Source organism: Klenkia sp. AC732, from assembly GCF_979256525.1.
Map to the genome: position 1 here is coordinate 1 of NZ_CEEDOS010000058.1, position 21,463 is coordinate 21,463.

Genomic DNA, 21,463 nt, shown 5'->3' on the forward strand with positions numbered 1-21,463 from the left:
CTGCGGGGTGCGGGGTGCGGGGGCGGCGGGGTCAGGCGTCCCGGCGGTCGTCGGGCAGGTGGTCGGCGGGGACGCTGTCCAGGCCCGTGGGTCCGTCGTCGGCGCCCTCGTGCCGGCCGTGGTCGGCACCGCCGACGTCCTCGTGCCGGCCCAGCGGCTGGTCGACGACCCGGGCGTGACGCCCGGTGTCGCCGGGCCCGGGCGAGCCCGCGCCGTCCTCGGGTCGGCTGTCGACGAGCGTGGCGCCCGCCGGGGCGTCGGCGGTGGGGGCGCCGTCCTGGGACGGGGCGCCGGTCGCGGCGGCCGAGGTGGGCGCCGCAGCGCCGGCGGCGTTCGCCGATCGGGTGGCCGCCTCGGCGGCACCCTCGCCGCTCTCCTGGCCCTGCACGCCGGAGGTGGTGCGCAGCTCCAGCTGGGGCAGGAAGACCAGCACGAAGAAGCCCAGAGCGACGACGCCGGCGGCGATCAGGAACACCAGGTCGATCGAGCTGGAGAAGCCCTCCTTGAAGGGGGCGGCCAGCACGGAGTCGATCCGCTGGAACACCGAGGTGTCGGCCAGGTCGGTGCCGGCACCCTGCAGCTGGGCGGCCTGGTCGGGGTTGGCGGCGGCCGCGGCCTGGAAGGCCTCGGTGCCCTGCGCCTCGCCGTAGGCGGCCGGGACCTTGCTGCCCAGCGCGGAGAACAGCACGGACAGGAACGCCGCCGTGCCGATCGTGCCGCCCATCTGGCGGAAGAACGTCACCGAGGAGGTGGCGACGCCGATCTCCCGCGGGCTGACGGCGTTCTGCACGGCCAGGATGATCGGCTGGAAGTTGAAGCCCAGGCCCAGGCCCAGCATCACCATGAACGGCACCAGCGACCACACCGAGGTGTCGGAGTCGACGATGAAGGACAGGCTGACCAGCGAGATCACCATCAGCGCGACGCCGACCATCGGGAACAGCCGGTACTTGCCGGTGCGGGAGATGGTCTGGCCGGCGGTGATCGAGCCCAGCATGATGCCGCCGACGAGCGGGATCATCTGCAGCCCGGCGACCGTGGGGCTGGAGCCGTGCACGATCTGCAGGTACTGGGGCAGCAGCAGGATGCCACCGAACATGCCGGCGCCCAGCACGATCGAGGACAGCGCGCTGATGGTGAAGGTGCGGTTCTTGAACATCCGCAGCGGCAGAAGGGCGTCGTCGCCGTAGGAGCGCTCGGCGACGACGAACCAGACGAAGCCCAGCGCGCCGACGACGTAGGCGATGAGCGCCTTGGGGTCGGTCCAGCCCCAGGTGCGGCCCTGCTCGGCGACGATCAGCAGCGGGACCAGGAAGACGACGAGCCCGATCGCGCCCGGCCAGTCGATCTTGTGCTTGCTGCTGCGCTTGGGCAGGTGCAGGTTCTTGAACACCACGGCCAGCGCGATGGCGCCCAGCGGCACGTTGACCCAGAAGATCCAGCGCCACCCGGCCAGGCCCAGGATCGAGTCCTGGCCGGCGAGGAAGCCGCCGATGACCGGGCCCAGCACCGAGGAGGTGCCGAAGACGGCCATGAAGTAGCCCTGGTACTTGGCGCGCTGCCGGGGCGGCACGATGTCGGCGATGATCGTCAGCGCCAGCGACATCAGGCCACCGGCGCCGATGCCCTGCAGGGCGCGGAACGCGGCCAGCTCGTACATGGAGCTGGAGATGCCGCACAGGAACGAGCCGAGCACGAAGACGCTGATCGCGAAGATGAAGAACGGCCGGCGGCCGTACATGTCGCTCAACTTGCCGTAGAGCGGCGTGGCGATCGTCGAGGTGATCAGGAAGGCCGTGGTGGCCCAGGCCTGCAGGTCGTAGCCCTGCAGGTCGTCGGCGATGGTCCGGATGGCCGTGGAGACGACGGTCTGGTCCAGCGCGGCCAGGAACATGCCCAGCAGCAGGCCGACCAGGATGGTCATGATCTGCCGGTGGGTGAAGGCCCCGGAGGCGTCCGGCGCGGCGGCTGCCGCGCGGGCGTCCCGCTTGTCGGCCGCGGCGGACGCGCGGTCGGTGGTCTGGGTCATCGGTCCTTCTCGGGGGTGGGTCGGGTCTGCTGGCCGCCGGCGGCGGCAGCAGGGTCTCGGGGGGTGGCCGCGCCGGGCGGGGCGGCGGCGAGCGTCGGGAGCGCGTCGGTGAGGTCCTCGACGAAGCGGTGCAGCAGGCCGCCGAAGACGGTGACGTCCTGGACGGGCCAGTCGCGGGTGACGGTCTCGAAGAGGGCCTCGCGCTCGGCGTGCATGCCCTCGACGACGGCCTGCCCGGCCGGGGTGATGACCAGCCGGCTGGCCCGGCCGTCGGAGGCGTCGGCGACGCGCTGGACCAGGCCGGTGTCGACCAGCACGGTGACGTGCCGGCTGACGGTGGACGGGTCGGCGTGCACCATCTCCGCCAGCGCGCCCTGCCGGATGGCACCCAGCCGGGACAGCGGGAAGAGCAGCACGTGCGCGGCGCGCTGGCGGGCGGCGTCGGGGCCCGCCCCGGCGGCGGCCTGGGCCTTGAGTGCGTGGACGACGCGCATCAGCCGGGACAGCTCCTCGGACAGCGAGTGCACGCCGTCGAGGCGGTCGAGGGCGTCGCCGTCGCCGGTGGCCGACACGGTCGTCGGCTCGGTGGCGGTCATGGGGCTCCGATCAGGCGTGCGGTGGTGTGCGTGCGGCGTGCGGCGTGCGGCGTGCGGGGTGCGGGGTGTGGCGAGCGGGGTGCGGACGGCGGTGTCCGGCGAGGACGGTTGCACGGTACAAGCCGTTGCGCCGTACATGCAACGAGTTTCAGCCTGCACGTTGTCTGTGAGTCGCAACCCGGTGGCGACCGGGTGGGACCCTGGAGGGACAGCCCCCCGCCGTCCACCAAGGAGCACCGTGACCGAGCACGACGACCTCCGGTCGCGGCTGTCCACCCTCACCCTCGAGGACGAGCACCGGCTGCGCCGCCGGCTCGACGGCCTGCGCAGCGTGCGCGACCCCGCCGCCCGCGCCCGCAAGCGCGAGCAGCTGGACGCCGACGTCGTCCGCGCCGAGGCCCGGATTGCCGCCCGCCGGGCCGCCGTCCCGACCGTGAGCTACCCCGAGGCGCTGCCGGTCAGCCAGCGCAAGGACGACATCGCCGCGGCGATCCGGGACGCCCAGGTCGTCGTGGTCGCCGGGGAGACCGGGTCGGGCAAGACCACCCAGCTGCCCAAGGTCCTGCTGGAGCTGGGCCGGGGCGTGCGCGGGCGGATCGGGCACACCCAGCCGCGCCGGATCGCCGCCCGCACCGTCGCCGAGCGGATCGCCGAGGAGCTGGGCTCACCGCTGGGCGAGGTGGTCGGCTACAAGGTCCGCTTCACCGACCAGGTCGGCGACACCAGCCTGGTGAAGCTGATGACCGACGGCGTGCTGCTGGCCGAGGTCCAGCGCGACCGGCTGCTGCGCCAGTACGACACGATCGTCATCGACGAGGCGCACGAGCGGTCGCTGAACATCGACTTCCTGCTCGGCTACCTGGCCCAGCTGCTGCCCCGCCGTCCCGACCTCAAGATCGTGATCACCTCGGCCACGATCGACGTGGACCGGATCGCAAAGCACTTCGGTGACGCCCCCGTCGTCGAGGTGTCCGGCCGCACGTTCCCGGTCGAGGTCCGCTACCGGCCCGTCGTGGACCCCGACGACGCCGGGGCCGACCCCGACCGGGACCAGACGACGGCGATCGTCGACGCCTGCCGCGAGCTGGTCGCCGAGGGTCCCGGCGACGTGCTGGTCTTCCTGGCCGGCGAGCGGGACATCCGGGACACCGCCGACGCCCTGGGGGAGGCGGCCTTCGCGCACACCGAGGTGCTGCCGCTCTACTCGCGGCTGTCGGCGGCCGACCAGCACAAGGTCTTCCAGCCGCACACCGGCCGGCGGATCGTGCTGGCCACCAACGTCGCCGAGACGTCGCTGACCGTGCCCGGCATCCGCTACGTCGTGGACCCCGGGACGGCGCGGATCAGCCGGTACAGCCATCGCACCAAGGTGCAGCGGCTGCCCATCGAGGCGATCAGCCAGGCCTCGGCCCGGCAGCGCTCGGGCCGCTGCGGGCGCACCTCGGACGGCATCGCGATCCGGCTGTACACCGAGGCCGACTTCGAGGAGCGCCCCGAGTTCACCGACCCGGAGATCCTGCGCACCAACCTGGCCTCGGTGCTGCTGCAGATGGCCTCCCTCGGGCTCGGCGAGGTCGAGGACTTCCCGTTCCTGGACCCGCCGGACCGACGGTCGGTCGCCGACGGCATCGCCCTGCTGGAGGAGCTCGGCGCGCTGACGCCGGAGGGGGAGCTCACCGAGACCGGCCGGGCGCTGGCCGCGCTGCCGCTGGACCCGCGGCTGGCCCGGATGGTCGTGGAGGCCGACCGGCGCGGGGTCCTGGAGGAGGTGCTGGTCATCGCTGCCGGGCTCACCGTGCAGGACGTCCGCGAGCGCCCCGCCGACGCCCAGGCCGCTGCCGACCAGCTGCACGCCCGGTTCGCCGCCGAGGACTCCGACTTCACCTCGATCCTCAACCTGTGGCGCTACCTGGGTGAGCAGCAGGCCGAGCTGTCGGGCAGCCAGTTCCGCCGCACCGTCAAGCGCGAGTACCTGCACTGGCTGCGGATCCGGGAGTGGCAAGACCTGCACGGCCAGCTGCGCGGCACCGCCCGCCGGCTGGGCATGACCCTGCAGGACGGGCGCGGCGAGCTCGCCCCCGAGCCCGACGAGCGCGGCGTGCACGCGGCGCTGCTGTCGGGGCTGCTGTCCCAGGTCGGCCTGCAGGTCGAGCCCAAGAAGGACGCCGCCCCGGCCGACAAGCGCCGTGGCTCCCGGGAGTACACCGGTGCCCGCGGTGCCACCTTCGTCATCGCGCCGGGGTCGGTGCTGACCCGCAAGCCCCCGCGCTGGGTCGTCGCCGGTGAGCTGGTCGAGACCAGCCGGCTCTTCGCCCGCACCTGCGCCCGGGTCGACCCCGAGACCATCGAGTCCCTCGCCGACCACCTGGTCAAGCGGCAGTACAGCGAGCCCCGGTGGGACGCCAAGCGCGGCTCCGTCGTCGCCACCGAGCGGGTCACGCTCTACGGCATCCCGCTCGTCGTCGGCCGCCGGGTCCAGTACGGCTCGATCGACCCCGTCGTCAGCCGCGAGCTGTTCATCCGGCACGCGCTGGTGCAGGGGGAGTGGCAGACCAACCACCGGTTCTGGGCGCACAACCAGCAGGTCCTGGCCCAGGTCGAGGAGCTGGAGGAGCGGGCCCGCCGGCGCGACATCCGGGTCGACGACGAGACCGTCTTCGACCTCTACGACGCCCGGGTCGGCCCGGACGTCGTCTCCAGCCGGCACTTCGACGCCTGGTGGAAGCAGACCCGCCGCCAGCACCCGGACCTGCTCGACTTCACCCCCGAGATGCTCACCGACGCCGGGGTCGCCGACCAGGTGCGGCTGGCCGACTACCCCGACGAGGTCCACCTCACCCAGGGCCTGACGCTGCCGCTGTCCTACGCCTTCTCCCCGGGCGCGGACGACGACGGCGTGACCGTCGACGTCCCGCTCGGGGTGCTGGACACCGTCGCCGAGCAGACCTCGGGTGCCTCGCTGGCCTGGACCGTCCCGGGGCAGCGCGAGGAGCTGGTGACGGCGCTGCTGCGCGGGCTGCCCAAGCAGCTGCGCCGCGGTCTGGTGCCCATCCCCGACCGGGTGCGCGAGGTGCTGCCGCACATCGCGCCCACCGAGCCGCTGCTGCCGGCCCTGGAGCGCGAGGTCCGCCGGGCCACCGCGGTGACCATCCCGCACGACGCGTGGGCGCCCGAGAGCGTGCCCGACCACCTGCGGGCCACCTTCCGGGTGCTGGACGACAGGGCGCGGCCACTGGCCACCGGCAAGGACCTGGCGGCGCTGCGCCGGCAGGTCGCACCGCAGTCCCGGGCCTCGCTGGCCGCCGCGTCGGCCGACGTCAGCCGGACCGGGCTGACCTCCTGGACGCTGGGCACGCTGCCGGCCACCGTGCAGGTCTCCCGCGGCGGCCACCTGGTGACGGCGTACCCCGCGCTGGTCGACGAGGGCGCCACCGTCGGCGTCCGGGTGGTGCCGACGGCGGCCGAGGCCTCCCGGCTGACCTGGCCGGGTGCCCGCCGGCTGCTGCTGCTGGCCGTGGGCTCGCCGGTCAAGCCGGTGGTCAAGTCGCTGGGCCCCCGGAGCCGGCTGGCCCTGCAGTTCAACCCCGACGGCGAGATCCCCGACCTGGTGGCCGACTGCGTGGACGCCGCGGCCGACGAGCTGATCGCCACCCACGGCGGCCCCCCGCGCGACCAGGCCGCCTTCGAGGCGCTGGTCGCGGGGTCCAGGACCCAGCTGCACACGCTCACCGCCGACTGCGTGCGCCGGGTCGAGGCCGTGCTGACCGAGGCGCGCGAGGCGGCCATCGCGATCGGGGCGGCGCCCGGACGGCGGGTGCCCGAGGCCGCCATCGCCGACCTCCGGGCCCAGATGACCGGCCTGCTGCACCGCGGCTTCGTCGCCACCGCCGGCCGCCGGCGGCTGCCGGACCTGGTCCGCTACCTCAAGGGCATGGTGCACCGGCTGGAGAAGCTGCCGGCCAACGCCGTCCGGGACGCCATGTGGCAGGAGCAGATCGAGGCGGTCACCGCGGAGTACCGGCAGCTGCGCGCCCAGGTGCCGGCCGTCGGCGGCCCCGACGACCCGGTGGCCCGGGTGCGCTGGATGGTCGAGGAGCTGCGGGTCGGCCTGTTCGCCCAGGTGGTGGGCACCCCGCGGCCGATCAGCGAGCAGCGGGTGCTCAAGGCGATCGACGCCATCCCGGTCCCGGCCGGCTGACCCGGTTTGCGCCCCCCGGGGGGCGGGGACTGCTCAGGTGACCTCTGAGACGAAGGAGCACCACCGTGAGCGAGTCCACCAGTCACACCGAGTCCACCACCGTCGAGAGCCACAGCTCCGGCACCCACGCCGCCGGCGAGGGGGTCAGCGACCGCGAGATGGTCGAGACCGTCGCCGAGCAGACCGACAGCGCGTCGGAGAACGCCCAGAACGCGGGCAAGGACTGGGACGGCGACGCCTCGGAGACGCCCGCGCCGACGGAGTAGCGCTCAGCCCCGCGGCGTCGTCCCCTCCGGGAGGACGACGTCGCGGGCAGCACCCCAGCCCGCCCACGCCATGGGCACCAGCAGGACCAGCAGCAGGACCAGCGGCCACTCCCAGCCACCGGTGAGGTCGTGCAGCGCACCCAGGACCACCGGTCCGGTCGCCGCGACCAGGTAGCCCAGGCACTGCGCGACACCGCCGAGCCGGGCCGCGGTCAGCGGGGTGGCGCTGCGCAGCACGATGAGGGTGAGCGCGAGGGCGAACCCGCCGCCCTGTGCCAGCCCGAACAGCGACACCCACACCACCGACCCGGTCGCGGGCCACAGCAGCAGCCCGCCGACGCCGGTCGCGTAGCCGATGACGACCGCCACGACCAGCAGGCGCTGGCCGCGGCCGCGCTCCTGCAGCCGGCCGGCCACGGTGGGCCCGAAGAAGGCCCCGACCGCCCCGGTCACCGTGCACACGGCCAGCAGCAGGCCGCCGTCGGCCACCGGCAGCCCGGCGTCCACCAGCAGCGTGGGCAGCCAGGCCGCGACGGCGTAGAACTGCGTGCTCTGCATGCCCAGGAAGACCGTCACCCGCACCGCCAGGCCGTGCCGCAGCAGGCCCCACGAGGGCCCCGGGCTGGCCGCCGCCCCGCGGCGGGAGCGCCCGGTGCCGGCCACCGGCAGCCACACCGCCAGCGCCAGCACCGCCAGCAGCAGCCAGGACGCCAGCGCCACCCGCCACCCGACGCCCAGTGCCATCGCGATCGGCACGGTCAGCCCGGCGGCCAGCGCCGCCCCGGCGTTCAGCGCAGCCGAGTACAGGCCCATCACCAGGCCGGGCTGGGCGAACTCGCGCTTGACGTAGGCCGGCACCAGCACGTTCGCCGTGGCGATCGCGGCCCCGGCCACCACCGTGCCGCCGTAGAGCGCGGCCACCGGGTCCAGCAGGCGCAGCGCCGTGCCCCCGGCCAGCAGCACCAGCGACGCCGCGACCGCCGTCTCCAGGCCCAGCCGGCGGGCCAGCCCGGGTGCCAGCGGCGCGAAGGCGCCGAAGCACAGCACCGGCAGCGAGGTCAGCAGCCCGCCCAGCGCGCTGGACAGCCCGGTGTCGGTGCGGATGTCGCCCAGCACCGGCGCGACGCCGACGACGGCCGGCCGCTGGTTCAGCGCCACCAGGACGACGGCGACCACCAGCAGCACGGTCCCGGCGGTCGTGCGGGAGGGCGGTGTCGCGGTGTGCGGGAGGGGCGGTGCGGCGTCCACCGGGCCAGCAGACCACGTGCCCCCGACACCCCCAGAGGCGGTGGGTGGCACTGAGTGCAGCCCAGGCGCGACCGGGGGTGGTCCGGCTCACACCACCGTGCGACAGTGACGGCCAGCACCCTGTCGCACGACGATCGACGAACGACGGAAGCGAGCGCATGAGCATCCTCGGCACCCGGGTGGTCCGCACGGAGGACCCCCAGTTCCTGACCCGTGGGGCGGTCTACACCGACGACCTCACCGACGAGCGCCTGACCGGCGCCCTGCACGCCACGTTCGTGCGCTCCCAGGTCGCGCACGCGAAGGTCCTGTCGGTCGACACGGAGGCCGCGAAGACCGCGCCCGGCGTCGTCGCCGTCTACACCGCCGCTGACCTGACCGACCTGCCCCCGCTGGCCCCGCCGTTCCCGTTCATCGCCGCGGAGTTCGAGCGCCAGTGGCTGTGCACCGACACGGTCCGCTTCGTCGGTGACGCCGTCGCCGTCGTGCTGACCGAGGAGCGCTACCAGGGCGAGGACGCCGCGGAGATGGTCGTCGTCGACCTCGACGTGCTGCCCGCCGTCGTCGGCACCGCGAACGCCGCCAAGGACGAGACGCTGCTGTTCCCCGCCGCCGGCACCAACGTGCTGGCCGCCTTCGGGGAGCCCGCGCCGGCCGACTTCTTCGACGGCTGCGAGGTCGTCGTCGAGCAGGCCGTGGTCAACCAGCGGGTGGCCCCCGTGCCGCTGGAGACCCGGGCCACCTCGGCCGTGTGGGGCGAGGACGGCCGGGTCACCGTCTGGTGCACCAACCAGGGCGCGCAGCAGGCCAAGGGCCAGATCGCCGACTGGCTGGGCATCGACGCCGGCCTGGTCCACCTGGTCACCCCCGACGTCGGTGGCGGCTTCGGCGCGAAGATCGGCGCCGACCCCGAGTACGCGCTGATCGCCCACCTGGCCAAGCTGTCCGGCCGCCCGGTCCGCTGGACCGAGAGCCGCTCGGAGAACCTGACCTCGATGCTGCACGGCCGCGGCCAGGACCAGGTCGTGAAGATCGGCGGCAGCCGCGACGGCACGGTGCACGCCTACAGCCTGGTCACCGACCAGGACGGCGGCGCCTACCCGCGCATCGGCGTCGTGCTCCCCACGCTGACCATGCTGATGACGCCGGGCACCTACGCCTTCCCCAAGGTGCACGCCCAGGCCCGCGTGCTGGCCACCAACACCACCTCGATCGGCGCCTACCGCGGCGCCGGCCGTCCCGAGGCCACCGCGGCCGTCGAGCGGGCGATCGACCTGTTCGCCGCCGAGATCGGCATGGACCCGGCCGAGGTCCGCCGGATCAACCTGGTGCCGGCGTTCGACGAGCCGCACGCCACCCCCACCGGCGCCACCTACGACAGCGGCGACTACGTCGCGGCGCTGGACCGGGCCCTGGAGGCCTCGGGCTACGCCGAGCTGCGCGCCGAGCAGGCCGCCCGTCGCGAGCGCGGCGACGTCCGGCAGCTGGGCATCGGCGTCAGCACCTACGTGGAGATCACCGGTGCGGACAACGGCGCCGGCACCGGCGAGGAGGCCGAGCTCGAGGTGCACCCCGACGGCACAGCCACCGTGCTCACCGGCACCTCCCCGCACGGCCAGGGCCACGCCACCACCTGGGCGATGCTGGCCAGCGACCAGCTGGGCATCCCGGTCGAGAAGATCACCGTGCTGCACGGCGACACCGACCGGATCCCCAAGGGCGGCGGCACGATGGGCTCGCGCTCCCTGCAGCAGGGTGGCGCCGCGGTGCACCAGGCCGCGGTCGAGCTGGTCGAGCTGGCCAAGAAGCGCGCGGCCGAGCGGCTGGAGGCCAACCCCGACGACCTCGTCGTGGACCTGGGCACCGCCTCGCTGACCGTCAAGGGCACCCCCGGCGTCTCGGTGAGCTTCGCCGAGCTCGCCGCCGAGGAGGCCCTGCTGGTGCAGACCACCTTCACCGCCGCCGCGGCCACCTTCCCCTTCGGCGCGCACGTCGCCGTCGTGGAGACCGACGTGGAGTCGGGCAAGGCCACCGTCGTCCGGATCGTCACCGTCGACGACGCCGGCACGATCATCAACCCGCTGCTGGCCGAGGGCCAGCGCCACGGCGGGATCGCCCAGGGCGTGGCCCAGGCGCTGCTGGAGGAGGTCCTCTACGACGAGGACGGCAACCCGCAGACCTCCACGCTCGCGGACTACCCGTTCATCTCCGCCACCGAGCTGCCCAGCTTCGAGCTGGTGGACATGGCCACCCCGACCCCGATGAACCCGCTGGGTGCCAAGGGGATCGGCGAGGCCGGGACGATCGGCTCCACGCCGGCCGTGCAGTCCGCCGTCATCGACTCCGTCGCCCACCTCGGCGTCCGGCACGTCGACATGCCCGCCACCTCCATGCGCGTCTGGCAGGCCGTGCAGGCCGCCCAGGCGGGCGCCCAGACCCAGAACGGGAGCACGAACTGATGCAGGTCTCGATGACCGTCAACGGGCAGCAGCGGACCGACGAGGTCGAGCCGCGGATGCTGCTGGCGCACCACCTGCGCGACAACCTGGGGCTCACCGCCACCAACATCGGCTGCGACTCGACGTCCTGCGGTGCCTGCACCGTCATCGTCGACGGGCTCAGCGTGAAGAGCTGCACCGTGCTGGCCCTGCAGGTCGAGGGCGGCGAGGTGACCACGCTGGAGGGCCTGGCTGGTGAGGACGGCGAGCTGCACCCGGTGCAGGCCGCCTTCCAGTCCGAGCACGGCCTGCAGTGCGGGTTCTGCACCTCGGGGATGGTCATGGCCTCGGTGGGCGTCCTCGCGGCGAACCCCAGCCCCACCGACCGGGAGGTCCGCGAGGGCCTGGAGGGCAACCTCTGCCGCTGCACCGGCTACCACAACATCGTCCGCGCGGTCCTCAAGGCCGCCGAGGCCGGACCGGTCGCCGGTCAGGTCCCGCAGCGCTCCCAGGAGGTGTCCGCGTGATCCCCAGCCCGTTCGACTACGTGCGGGTGACCTCGGTCGACGAGGCCGTCGCGGCCCTGGCCGAGCACGGTGAGGACGCCAAGATCCTGGCCGGCGGGCACTCGCTGCTGCCGATCATGAAGCTGCGGCTGGCGATCCCCTCGGTGCTCATCGACATCTCCGGGATCACCGACCTGAACTACGTGCGGGTCGACGGCGACCAGGTCGCCATCGGGGCCGGCACCCGGCACCACGACCTGGAGAACTCCGACGTGGCGAAGGCCGAGGTGCCGCTGCTGCCGCACGTCGCCTCCCGGGTCGGGGACCCCCAGGTCCGCCACCGCGGCACCCTGGGCGGCACCGTCGCGCACTGCGACCCCGCCTCGGACCTGCCCACCGCGCTGCTCGCGCTGGGCGCCGACGTCGTGCTGGCCGGACCGGAGGGACGGCGCACCCTGCCGATCACCGAGTTCTTCCTCGGCTTCTTCGAGACGGCCATGGAGGAGGGCGAGATGATCGTCGAGCTCCGGGTCCCGCGCACCGGCGACGCCGGCTGGGCCTACGAGAAGTTCACCCGCCGGGAGAACGACTGGCCGATCGTGTCCGCGGCCGTGGCCCACCTGCCCGGTGGCGGGGTCGGCGTGGCGATGGCGAACATGGGCGGCGTGGTCCTGCGGGCCCCCGCCGTCGAGGCCGCCCTCGCCGAGGGGAAGTCCATCGCCGAGGCCGCCGCGCTGGCCGCCGAGGGCACCTCGCCGTCGTCGGACATGCACGCCGACGCCGAGTACCGCTCACACCTGGCCCGCTTGCTGGTGCGCCGGGCGCTCACCGTCGCGGCCGGCGAGGCCGCGCCCAGCACCGCGGAGTCCACCGCCGCAGCCTGACCCCACCCAGCCACCCCCTTCCCGCTGGGTGGCTGGACCGTCCAGCAGGGGGATGAGCCACCGTCGACGGCGGCTCATCCCCCTGTCCGGTGGCTGAGCCATCCAGCGGGGAGAGGGGGCGACGGGTCGTCAGCGTCAGACGGCGGTGATCATCCCGGCGGCGACGGTGGCGTTGGTGGCCTCGTCGACCAGGATGAACCGGCCGGTCGCCCGGTTGTGCCGGTAGTCGTCGACGAACAGCGGCTGCGTGGTGCGCAGGGTGACCCGGCCGATGTCGTTGAGACCCAGCTCGGTGGCCTCGGCGTCGGGCTCCAGGGTGTTGACGTCCAGGCGGTGGTGCAGGGCCTTCACCACCGCCCGCACCGAGCGGGTGGTGTGCTTGACCGCCAGCTTCTGCCGGGCGCGCAGCGGCTCGTCGGTCATCCAGCAGACCACCGCCTCCAGGTCCTGGGTCACCGTCGGTGCGCCGTCGGGGCGGCACAGCAGGTCCCCGCGGGAGACGTCGACGTCGTCGGCCAGCCGCACGGTCACCGCCATCGGCGGGAAGGCCTCGTCCACCGGTCCGGCGGGCCCGTCGATCGCGGCGATCGTCGTCGTCCGGCCCGAGGGCAGCACCTGCACCTCGTCGCCGGGACGCAGCACGCCGCTGGCCACCGTGCCGGCGTAGCCCCGGTAGTCCCGGTGCGCATCGGACTGCGGCCGGATCACGTACTGCACCGGGAACCGGACGTCGTCGACGTTCACGTCGCTGGCGACCTCGACGTGCTCCAGGTGGTGCAGCAGCGACGGGCCGTCGTACCAGGGCATCCGCTCCGACGGCGTCACCACGTTGTCCCCGGCCAGCGCCGAGATCGGGACGACGGTCAGGTCCGGGACGTCGAGCAGGGCCGCGAAGGCGGTGAACTCCTCCCGGATGGCGGTGAAGACGTCCTGCGACCAGTCGACGAGGTCCATCTTGTTCACCGCGACCACCAGGTGCGGGACCCGCAGCAGCGAGGCCAGGTAGGCGTGCCGGCGGGACTGCTCCAGCACGCCCTTGCGGGCGTCGACCAGCACGATGGCCAGGTCCGCGGTGGAGGCGCCGGTGACCATGTTGCGGGTGTACTGCACGTGTCCGGGGGTGTCGGCCAGGACGAACGTGCGCCGCGGGGTGGTGAAGTACCGGTAGGCGACGTCGATGGTGATGCCCTGCTCTCGCTCGGCGCGCAGGCCGTCGGTGAGCAGCGACAGGTCGACGTGGTCGCCGCGGCTGGCCCGGGAGATCGCCTCGTACTGGTCCTCGAAGACGGCCTTGGAGTCGTAGAGCAGTCGGCCGATCAGGGTGGACTTGCCGTCGTCGACGGAGCCGGCGGTGGCGATCCGCAGGATGTCCTTGCGGGCGGTGGCGATCTCGGCCGCGGCGGTGGCGAGCTCGTCGTGGATCTCGGGGGCGCTCACGCGGCCACCTCCTGGTGCTCGGGCTGGCGGGGGAGGGGAGACCGGCGGACGCTCACCTGGTGTTCTTCGCCCCGCTGGTCCCCGGCCTGCTGGTCGTGGTGGTCGGGTACCTGGTGGGCTACGGGCTGACCGTGCTGGTCAGCCGCGGTCTGGACGCGGCCTTCCACGCCCCGCTGGGCCCCGGTGTGCCCGAGGTGGTGGGCTGGCTGCTGGGCGTCGCGCTGCTGGTCGGGCTGGTGCGCTGGCTGCTCAGGCGCCGGCGACGTCGGGGTCGGGCGGGCCATCAGAAGTAGCCCTCCTTCTTCCGGTCCTCCATCGCGGCGTCGCTGACCTTGTCGTCGCCGCGGGTGGCGCCGCGCTCGGTCAGCCGGGTCACCGCGATCTCGGCGATGACCTCCTCGACGGTGACGGCGGTGGAGCGGACCGCCGCGGTGAGGTTCGCGTCCCCGACGGTGCGGTAGCGCACCGACTCCCGGGTGACCTGCTCGCCCTCGCGCGGGGTGATGAACTCGTTGACCGCGTAGAGCATGCCGCCGCGGTCGACGACGTCCCGCTCGGCGGCCAGGTACAGCTCGGGGATCGCGATGTCGCAGTGCGCGATGTAGGACCAGATGTCCAGCTCGGTCCAGTTCGACAGCGGGAACACCCGGATCGACTCACCGAGGTGGATCCGGCCGTTGTAGAGGTCCCAGAGCTCGGGGCGCTGGTTCTTGGGGTCCCACTGGCCGAACTCGTCGCGGAAGCTGAACACCCGCTCCTTGGCCCGGGCCTTGTCCTCGTCGCGGCGGGCTCCGCCGAACAGCGCGGTGAACCCGTGCTGCTCGACCGCGTCCAGCAGCACCGGGGTCTGGATCCGGTTGCGGGAGCCGTTGGGCTCCTGCTTGACCGTGCCGGCGGCGATCGCGTCGGGCACCGAGGCCACCACGAGCTCCACGCCCAGCTCGGCGACCCGGCGGTCCCGGAAGGCGAGCACCTCGGGGAAGTTCAGCCCGGTGTCCACGTGCATGACCGGGAACGGGATGCGGGCCGGGGCGAAGGCCTTGCGGGCCAGCTCCAGCATGACGATGGAGTCCTTGCCGCCGCTGAAGAGCAGCACCGGGCGTTCGAGCTCGGCGGCGACCTCGCGGATCACGTGGATCGACTCGGCCTCGAGGGTCTGCAGCTGGGTCAGCCGGTGGTCAACGGTGCTCACGCGCGGGTGCTCCGGGGGCTCGAGGACGGCGGACGGACGGTCCATCCCCACCACTCAGGTGGGGATTGCGTCGACCAGTCTCGCTCATGCCCCTGGTCGGACCGCCGCCAGCACCCGTCCGGCCAGCTCCGGGCGGCAGACGACGAGGTCGGGCAGCCAGGCCTCCGCCGTGTTGTAGACCAGCGGCGACCCGTCCAGGCGGGAGGTGAACAGCCCCGCGGCGCGCGCCACGGCGACCGGCGCAGCCGAGTCCCACTGGTACATCCCGCCGGCGTGGACGTAGGCGTCGGCCTCCCCGCGCACCACGGCCAGCGTCTTGTAGCCCGCCGAGCCCAGCGGCACCAGCACCGCGCCCAGCGCCTCCGCCGCGGCCCGGGCCTCCGCCGGGGGCCGGCTGCGCGAGACAGTGACCCGCAGCGGCCCCTCCGGCACCGGTGGGACGACGGGCGCCGGCGCGGTGGTCAGCACCTCGCCGTAGGCCGGCAGCCCCACGGCGGCCGCCGTCAGGTCGCCGGCGTCCCGCTCCCACAGGGCCACGTGCACCGCCCAGTCCCGGCGGTCCCCGGAGCGGTACTCCCGGGTGCCGTCCAGCGGGTCGACGATCCAGACCCGGTCGGCCGACAGCCGGGCCGGGTCGTCCACGGCCTCCTCGCTGAACACGGCGTCCCCCGGGCGGTGCTGGGCGAGGACGGCGGCGATGGCCCGCTGCGCGGCGGCGTCCCCGGCGTCCCCGAGGGCCGCCTCGTGCAGCTCCCCGGCCTCGCGCAGCGGCAGCAGCACGTCGGCGGCGGCCCGGGCGGCCAGCGCCGCGACCTGGACGTCGGTGAGCTCGGTGGCGGCGGGCATCAGGCCCCGTCCCCGTGCAGGGCGGTCGCGTCGGTGGCCCGGCCGGGCGGCGCGTGCCTCCCCGCGGCGTCGGTGATCGCGCCGAAGTAGTCGCCCATCTTCTCCTCGCGCGGGGTCACGAAGACCCCGGACACCTCGACCAGCGCCCGGTCGGGGTCGGCCGCGGTGGCGATGCTGCCGCCGATGAGGGTCTTGCGGCCCTGCTCCTCGGTGACCCGGGCGCGCAGGACCAGCGGGGTGTCCAGCGGCACCGGGCCGCGGTAGTCCAGGGCCAGGTGCGCGGTCATGCCCCAGCGGTTCCCGGCGATCGCGGCGGCACCCAGCATCTGGTCCATCAGCAGCCCGCTCATCCCGCCGTGCAGGAACCCGGGCGGCCCCTCGTACTGCAGACCCAGGGTGGCCTCGGCCTGCACCCCGCCGTCCTCGGTGCGGCGCACCCGCAACGGCGGGGCGATCGCGCTGCCGACCCCGGTGACCGGGGAGAACACCCGACGGAACGCGATCGGGTCGTCCAGCACCGGCAGCCGGGTGCGCTCCCGGGTCGCGGCCCCGAGCTCGGCGGTGATCTCCCGGGCCCGGGCCGCAGCCGCGCGCAGCTCGTCGGGGCCGACCGTGGTGGCCACCGAGACGCCCACCAGCTCCCGCAGGGCGCTGCCCAGCTCGGTGACGGCGGCCATCAGCTCGGGGTCGTAGCTGCTCTCGGGGATCACCGTCGGACCGTATCCCCCGGCCGGTCGGCCGGGGTCAGACGGCGCCCTCCGGCCCGGTCCGCGGCAGCCGGACGGCGAAGGTCGCCCCCTGCCCGGGTGCCGTGGTGAGGGTGACCGTGCCGCCGTGCGCGGCGACCAGCGAGGACACGATCGACAGGCCGAGCCCGGTGCCGCCGGCGGCCCGGGTGCGGGAGGCGTCGGCGCGGTAGAACCGCTCGAAGACCCGCTCGGCGTCGGCTGCGGACAGGCCGGGGCCCTCGTCGGTGACCGACACGGTGACCGCGTCGGGGTCGCCCGGTTCCTCGGACAGCCGGACGGTGACCCGGGCGTCGACCGGGGTGTGGGTGAGGGCGTTGGTGACCAGGTTGCCGACCACCTGCCGCAACCGGCCCTCGTCACCGAGGACGACGGGGACGTCGGTGAGCGAGTCGTCGAGCACCAGCTCGACGGTCCGGTCGGGCTGGACCGCCCGGGCGTCGTGCACGGCGTCCCCGGCGACCTCCTCGAGGTCCACCGGCAGGGCGGCCACCGGGCGCTGCTGGTCCAGGCGGGCCAGCTGCAGCAGGTCCTCGACCAGCATGCCCATCCGGGTCGCCTCGGCCTCGATCCGGGCCATCATGCGCGCGGTCTCCGGGTCGTCCCCGCCCACACCGCCCGCGGCGCCGTGCCGGTACAGCTCGGCGAAGCCGCGGATCGAGGTCAGCGGCGTGCGCAGCTCGTGGCTGGCGTCGGCGACGAAGCGGCGCATCCGGGTCTCCGAGGCCCGGGCCTGCTCCTCCGAGCGGGACTGGGCCTGGAACGCGCCCTCGATCCGGGTGAGCATGCCGTTGAGCGCCTGGGACAGCCGGCCGACCTCGGTGCGGTCGTCGCCCGCGGGCACCCGGCGGGAGAGGTCCCCGGCGGCGATCGCAGCGGCGGTGTGCTCGACGTCCACGAGGGGACGCAGCGAGTTGCGCACCAGCAGGTACCCGGCGACGCCGAGCACCACCAGGACCAGGGCACCGACGATCAGCTGGACCAGGATCAGCCGGCCCAGCGCGCGCTGGTCACCGGACAGGTCGATGCCCGCGACCACCACCGTGTCGTCGGTCAGCTGCTCCGACACCAGCAGCCACGACGTCTTCCCGTCGGCGGAGCCCAGGGTGAAGGGCGCGTCGTCGTAGGAGTCGATGGTGCTCGGGGTGATCGCCGAGACGTCGGGCAGCGAGTCCGGGTCCTCGTCCCCGCCCTGCACGACCCGCCCGCCGGTCCGGTCGGCACAGGCGATCAGGGTGGGCCCGGCGAAGCGGTAGGGGGTGGAGCACAGCTGCAGGGTCCGGGCCGGCTCGGTCACGAGGGACTGGATCTGGGTCTGCAGCTCGCCCTGCTGCTGCCCGATCAGGTAGTCCCGCAGCTGGGACGTCGCCACGTACCCGGTGGCGCCCAGTGCGACGGTCACCAGCAGCACCAGCAGGGTGACCAGGGTGATCCGCAGCGGTACCCGCTGGGGGTGCAGGGCCGGCGCGGGGGCCGGGTCGGCCGCAGCAGACGCCGGGACGGGCGAGGAGTCCTGCTCCTCGCCCGTCCCGGTGCGGTCGGTCGTGCCTGGGGCCACGGGGGCGGCTCAGCTCCCGCGTGGCAGGCGCAGCGAGTAGCCCACGCCGCGCAGGGTGTGCAGCAGGCGGGGCTCGGTGGTGTCGATCTTGCGGCGCAGGTAGGAGATGTAGGACTCCACGACGTTGGCCTCGCCGTTGAAGTCGTAGTTCCAGACGTGGTCGAGGATCTGCGCCTTGGACAGCACCCGGCCCGGGTTGCTCATCAGGTAGCGCAGCAGCTTGAACTCCGTGGGCGACAGGCTGATCAGCTCACCGGCCTTGACGACCTCGTGGGACTCCTCGTCCAGCTCGATGTCGGCGAACACCAGCCGCGGGGACTCCTCGACGCGCCGGGCGCCCTGGCTGCGGCGCAGCACCGCGCGGATCCGGGCCAGCACCTCGTCGAGGCTGAAGGGCTTGGTGACGTAGTCGTCCCCACCCAGTGTCAGACCGGAGACCTTGTCCTCGGCGGCGTCCCGGGCGGTGAGGAACAGCACCGGGGTGTGCGTGCCGTTCTGCCGCAGCCGCCGGACGACGCCGAAGCCGTCCAGGCCCGGCATCATCACGTCCAGCACCACGAGGTCGGGGCGGAACTGGGCGGCGACCGCGAGGGCCTGCTGGCCGTCGGCGGCGGTGGCCACCTCGAAGCCCGCGTAGCGCAGGCTGGCCGAGAGCAGCTCGCGGATGTTGGGCTCGTCGTCGACCACGAGCAGCCGCGCCTCGGGTGCTCGCTGACCCGTGCTGCTGGTCATCCGGCCCCCCGTGAGCTCCGTCGTCGTCATGACCACAGCCTCTTCCCAGCGACTGAGGCCGTCCTGGACGCTACCTGTGAGGACGCTGCGAGCTGCTCAGCCGGCGGGGGACATGGCGCGGCCGCGCCGCCAGTAGCCGATGGCGTGGTGCTGGCCGCGGCCCAGGCCCCAGCGGCGGCGCAGGTCGGCGCGCGCGGCCCGGACGGTCGCGGACTCGGCGGCCACCCAGGCGAAGATGTCCTCGCCCTCGGGACGGTCCAGGGCGGCGATCGCGTCGGCCAGCAGCGGGGCCTCGCCGGGGGCGGCGTCCCCGCGGTGCAGCCAGCGCAGCTCGACGCCGGGCGGGTGCGCCAGGTGCTGCTCCTCCGCCGCGCCGGCGACCTCCAGCAGCGCGATCCCGCGGGCGTCCGGGGCGGCCGCGGCCAGCACCCGGGAGATCGCCGGCAGGGCCGTCTCGTCCCCGGCCAACAGCAGCCACCCGGCGGGGGCGTCGCCCAGCGGGGCGGCACTGGCGACGGCGAGCACGGCACCGGGGACGGCGGCCGCGGCCCACGTCGCGGCGGGTCCGTCGCCGTGCAGCACGAAGTCGACGTCCACCTCACCGGTCGCGGGGTCCTGCCGGCGGGCGGTGTAGCTGCGCAGGCTCACCCCGTGGCTGCCCTGCGGCCACACGATGCGGCCGTCCCGGGCGACTTCGGGCCAGCGCGGGGCGGGGTCGTCGACCCGGGGCACCAGCAGGGCCAGCGTCGGGCCGGCGGCCGCCACGGCCTCCGGGCTGCCGGTGAGGGTCACCCGGCGCACGGCCGGGGTCACCTGCGTCGTCCAGACGACGGTCAGCACGTCGACCGGGCGGGGGCCGTCGTCGGGGCCGGCGGGGGTGCTCACGGCCGCCCAGCCTAGGCCCGGCCGTGGTGGGCGCCGGTCCGGGCGGGAGACGGGGCCGGCCCGGCCGTCCCCGGGGGATGGGGTCGACCGGGCCGGCGTCGGCGGACGTCGACCGGTGACGGAGCGTGAGCTCACGTCGACCACCGAGCCAGGAGTCCCGGCTGTCGTCGTCCTGGTGACAACGCTAGGTGAGCAGACCTGGTCAGCGCGACGTCTCCGGTGGCCGGACCACCCCGACGGGTGAGGGACCGGCCATGTGTGCGCCTGGGCGCAGCCGGGCAGGCAGCTGGTCCCACCGATCGAGGAGGTCCGACGTGAGCGAGCTGAAGAAGGGTGACGACGTCACCTGGAAGACCCACGGCACCACGACCGAGGGCGAGGTCACGAGGAAGATCACCTCGGAGACCGAGGCCGGCGGCCGCAAGGTCAAGGCCAGCCCGGACGAGCCCCAGTACGAGGTGGAGAGCGACAAGTCGGGCAAGAAGGCCGTGCACAAGCCGGACGCCCTGGACGAGCAGTGACGGCGGGAGGCAGCGACGTGGAGCGGAACACCAAGCACAGCGCGATGCGGGACGACGAGATGGCCGGGGAGGTCGAGGGCATGGTCCGGGCGGGCCGGGCCACCCACGCCGACGAGTTCCTGGACCCGGAGCCGGCCGGTGAGGACGAGCCGGCCGTGGACCGCTCCGCCGGCGGCACGCTGACCGGTGGCACGCCCGAGGGCGTGGACGCCGACACGGTGCAGCTGCGGGCCGAGCTGGCCCGCTGGCTGGACCGGGCGGACTTCCCGGCCACCGGCGGCGAGCTGGTCGAGGCGGCCCGCGACCACCGGGCCCCCGACGCCGTCGCCGACGAGCTGGCGAAGCTGCCGGCGGGGGAGACCTTCACCCGGATCGGCGAGGTGGTCCGCGCGCTGGGCCACGAGACCGAGGCGCCGCCCCCCGCGGGGTCGACCGACTAGCGGCGGCCGCGCTCCTCGGCCTGCTCCTCGGCGATCTCCTCCGCCCCGCGGCGGCGGAACAGCTTGGAGCCCGGGAAGCCCTTGGCCAGCTCGCGCAGGTCCTGGACGGTGTCCAGCAGCGCGTGCACGTCGGGGGCGACCTGGTCCAGGGAGGCCAGCACCGGGAGCACGTCCTCGTCCAGGTGCACGACCAGGGTGGGCAGCCGGTCGACCAGGGTCACCAGCGCCTCCACCTCGGCCGGGTCCAGGTCGTCGGCGAAGCGCTTGAGCAGCGGTGCCAGCTTCTCCAGCACCGGCTGGTACTCGTGCACCAGCGGAGAGGCCGTGTCCAGCAGGCCCGAGGCGCGGTCCAGCAGCTGGTCGGCCGCGGCCCGGGTGCCGTCGACGCCGGCGATGGCGGCGTCGGCCCCCGCCCGGGTGGCCGCCACGCCCGCGATCGCCTCGTCGGCGGCCTGCTGGGTGCCCCGCACGCCCGCGATGGCGGCGTCGGCGGCGTCCTTGGTCGCCTGGACCCCGGCGATGGCGGCGTCGGCGCGGGCCTTGGTCTCCTGCACCCCGGTGATGGCGGCGTCGGCCCGGTCCTTGACCTCGGCGACACCACCGACGGCGTCCTCGGCGCGGTCGACGACCGCCTCCACCCGGGCCAGCAGCACCGACACCCGGTCCAACAGCAGTTCGGCCTGCCCGACCGCGGTCACGACGCGGGGCACCAGGGCCAGTGACTGGGTGACCAGGTCGCGCAGGCCCTCCGCGGCGTTGACCAGGTCGCTCGGGCCGGGGAGCAGCGGCAGCTTCACGCCTGAGGACGGTACGCACGCCGGTGGCGCACCGCGACGTGTCGACTCGTCGACCGGCGTGGGGGACCGGCGAGTGCTCTCCGTGGCCGTATCGTGACCGAGTCTGGCGGCCGGGCCCGGGCGGCGGGGGGGGGGGGCGCGGCC

Annotated in this window: 19 protein-coding genes; 8 read left to right on the forward strand and 11 right to left on the reverse strand. The window is 74.4% G+C overall.

Annotated features, from left to right (window positions below; translation table 11 throughout):
* Positions 1–31 precede the first annotated feature (31 nt).
* Both AC0IVP_RS20165 and AC0IVP_RS20170 read right to left on the reverse strand, forming a co-directional pair.
* Positions 32–2,029, reverse strand: a complete 1,998-nt coding sequence (locus tag AC0IVP_RS20165) for an MDR family MFS transporter (RefSeq protein WP_471758915.1) — start codon at positions 2,027–2,029, stop codon at positions 32–34.
* Positions 2,026–2,625 carry a MarR family winged helix-turn-helix transcriptional regulator gene (locus AC0IVP_RS20170; RefSeq protein WP_471758917.1) on the reverse strand — a complete coding sequence of 200 codons (600 nt, stop codon included), beginning with the start codon at positions 2,623–2,625 and terminating at the stop codon, positions 2,026–2,028. Before AC0IVP_RS20170 ends, AC0IVP_RS20165 begins: the two co-directional genes overlap by 4 nt.
* 238 nt (positions 2,626–2,863) lie before the next feature.
* On the opposite strand from AC0IVP_RS20170, the gene hrpA reads away from it, so the two are divergent.
* Both hrpA and AC0IVP_RS20180 read left to right on the forward strand, forming a co-directional pair.
* Positions 2,864–6,823 carry an ATP-dependent RNA helicase HrpA gene (gene hrpA / locus AC0IVP_RS20175; protein ID WP_471758919.1) on the forward strand — a complete coding sequence of 1,320 codons (3,960 nt, stop codon included), beginning with the start codon at positions 2,864–2,866 and terminating at the stop codon, positions 6,821–6,823.
* Positions 6,824–6,888: 65 nt separating this feature from the next.
* Positions 6,889–7,089 carry a hypothetical protein gene (locus AC0IVP_RS20180; protein WP_471758921.1) on the forward strand — a complete coding sequence of 67 codons (201 nt, stop codon included), beginning with the start codon at positions 6,889–6,891 and terminating at the stop codon, positions 7,087–7,089.
* A 3-nt stretch (positions 7,090–7,092) separates the two neighbouring features.
* Here AC0IVP_RS20180 and AC0IVP_RS20185 read toward each other — a convergent pair whose 3' ends face one another.
* Entirely contained in the window at positions 7,093–8,337 is a 1,245-nt protein-coding gene (locus tag AC0IVP_RS20185; protein ID WP_471758923.1) for an MFS transporter, read from the reverse strand.
* Between the two features lie 158 nt (positions 8,338–8,495).
* On the opposite strand from AC0IVP_RS20185, the gene AC0IVP_RS20190 reads away from it, so the two are divergent.
* The 3 genes from AC0IVP_RS20190 to AC0IVP_RS20200 are packed head-to-tail and all read left to right on the forward strand — an operon-like array spanning position 8,496 to position 12,165.
* Positions 8,496–10,796, forward strand: a complete 2,301-nt coding sequence (locus AC0IVP_RS20190; RefSeq protein ID WP_471758925.1) for a xanthine dehydrogenase family protein molybdopterin-binding subunit — start codon at positions 8,496–8,498, stop codon at positions 10,794–10,796.
* On the forward strand, positions 10,796–11,302 hold the full coding sequence (locus AC0IVP_RS20195) for a (2Fe-2S)-binding protein (protein ID WP_056289592.1): 507 nt from the start codon (positions 10,796–10,798) through the stop codon (positions 11,300–11,302). The genes AC0IVP_RS20190 and AC0IVP_RS20195 overlap by 1 nt, the downstream gene beginning before the upstream one ends.
* Complete coding sequence (locus AC0IVP_RS20200) at positions 11,299–12,165, forward strand: FAD binding domain-containing protein (RefSeq protein WP_056289589.1); 867 nt, start codon at positions 11,299–11,301, stop codon at positions 12,163–12,165. Before AC0IVP_RS20195 ends, AC0IVP_RS20200 begins: the two co-directional genes overlap by 4 nt.
* Positions 12,166–12,300: 135 nt before the next feature.
* Here AC0IVP_RS20200 and AC0IVP_RS20205 read toward each other — a convergent pair whose 3' ends face one another.
* Entirely contained in the window at positions 12,301–13,602 is a 1,302-nt protein-coding gene (locus AC0IVP_RS20205) for a sulfate adenylyltransferase subunit 1 (protein ID WP_471758927.1), read from the reverse strand.
* Between the two features lie 59 nt (positions 13,603–13,661).
* Between AC0IVP_RS20205 and AC0IVP_RS20210 the strand changes: the two genes are divergently transcribed.
* Positions 13,662–13,895, forward strand: coding sequence for a hypothetical protein (locus AC0IVP_RS20210; protein ID WP_235564424.1), 234 nt, complete (start codon positions 13,662–13,664; stop codon positions 13,893–13,895).
* Here AC0IVP_RS20210 and cysD read toward each other — a convergent pair.
* From cysD to AC0IVP_RS20240, 6 genes are all read right to left on the reverse strand, one after another.
* Positions 13,886–14,794 (reverse strand): sulfate adenylyltransferase subunit CysD, encoded by a 909-nt coding sequence (cysD, locus tag AC0IVP_RS20215; protein WP_056290323.1) that lies wholly within the window; start codon positions 14,792–14,794, stop codon positions 13,886–13,888. The genes AC0IVP_RS20210 and cysD overlap by 10 nt on opposite strands.
* 84 nt (positions 14,795–14,878) lie before the next feature.
* Positions 14,879–15,640: an inositol monophosphatase family protein gene (locus tag AC0IVP_RS20220; protein ID WP_471758929.1), complete on the reverse strand. Its 762-nt coding sequence runs from the start codon at positions 15,638–15,640 to the stop codon at positions 14,879–14,881.
* A complete protein-coding gene (locus AC0IVP_RS20225) occupies positions 15,640–16,350 on the reverse strand; it encodes a PaaI family thioesterase (protein WP_471758931.1) in 711 nt (236 codons plus the stop codon). The genes AC0IVP_RS20220 and AC0IVP_RS20225 overlap by 1 nt, the downstream gene beginning before the upstream one ends.
* Before the next feature lie 34 nt (positions 16,351–16,384).
* A complete protein-coding gene (locus tag AC0IVP_RS20230; RefSeq protein WP_471758933.1) occupies positions 16,385–17,944 on the reverse strand; it encodes a sensor histidine kinase in 1,560 nt (519 codons plus the stop codon).
* A gap of 9 nt (positions 17,945–17,953) precedes the next feature.
* A complete protein-coding gene (locus AC0IVP_RS20235) occupies positions 17,954–18,676 on the reverse strand; it encodes a response regulator transcription factor (RefSeq protein ID WP_056290313.1) in 723 nt (240 codons plus the stop codon).
* 96 nt (positions 18,677–18,772) lie between these two features.
* Entirely contained in the window at positions 18,773–19,561 is a 789-nt protein-coding gene (locus tag AC0IVP_RS20240) for a siderophore-interacting protein (protein WP_471758935.1), read from the reverse strand.
* A gap of 314 nt (positions 19,562–19,875) precedes the next feature.
* On the opposite strand from AC0IVP_RS20240, the gene AC0IVP_RS20245 reads away from it, so the two are divergent.
* On the forward strand, positions 19,876–20,082 hold the full coding sequence (locus AC0IVP_RS20245) for a hypervirulence associated TUDOR domain-containing protein (protein ID WP_471758937.1): 207 nt from the start codon (positions 19,876–19,878) through the stop codon (positions 20,080–20,082).
* A gap of 17 nt (positions 20,083–20,099) precedes the next feature.
* Positions 20,100–20,522 (forward strand): DUF2795 domain-containing protein, encoded by a 423-nt coding sequence (locus AC0IVP_RS20250; RefSeq protein ID WP_235564417.1) that lies wholly within the window; start codon positions 20,100–20,102, stop codon positions 20,520–20,522.
* Here AC0IVP_RS20250 and AC0IVP_RS20255 read toward each other — a convergent pair.
* Positions 20,519–21,319: a hypothetical protein gene (locus tag AC0IVP_RS20255; RefSeq protein WP_471758939.1), complete on the reverse strand. Its 801-nt coding sequence runs from the start codon at positions 21,317–21,319 to the stop codon at positions 20,519–20,521. The two genes, AC0IVP_RS20250 and AC0IVP_RS20255, sit on opposite strands and share 4 nt — an antisense overlap.
* Between the last annotated feature and the right edge of the window lie 144 nt (positions 21,320–21,463).

What these genes read in the sequence shown, in the direction of transcription:
- AC0IVP_RS20190 (WP_471758925.1), top strand. Translation starts at nt 8,496, where the DNA reads ATGAGCATCCTCGGCACCCGGGTGGTCCGCACGGAGGACCCCCAGTTC.
- AC0IVP_RS20195 (WP_056289592.1), top strand. Translation starts at nt 10,796, where the DNA reads ATGCAGGTCTCGATGACCGTCAACGGGCAGCAGCGGACCGACGAGGTC.
- AC0IVP_RS20235 (WP_056290313.1), bottom strand. Translation starts at nt 18,676, where the DNA reads ATGACCAGCAGCACGGGTCAGCGAGCACCCGAGGCGCGGCTGCTCGTG.
- AC0IVP_RS20220 (WP_471758929.1), bottom strand. Translation starts at nt 15,640, where the DNA reads ATGCCCGCCGCCACCGAGCTCACCGACGTCCAGGTCGCGGCGCTGGCC.
- AC0IVP_RS20170 (WP_471758917.1), bottom strand. Translation starts at nt 2,625, where the DNA reads ATGACCGCCACCGAGCCGACGACCGTGTCGGCCACCGGCGACGGCGAC.
- AC0IVP_RS20165 (WP_471758915.1), bottom strand. Translation starts at nt 2,029, where the DNA reads ATGACCCAGACCACCGACCGCGCGTCCGCCGCGGCCGACAAGCGGGAC.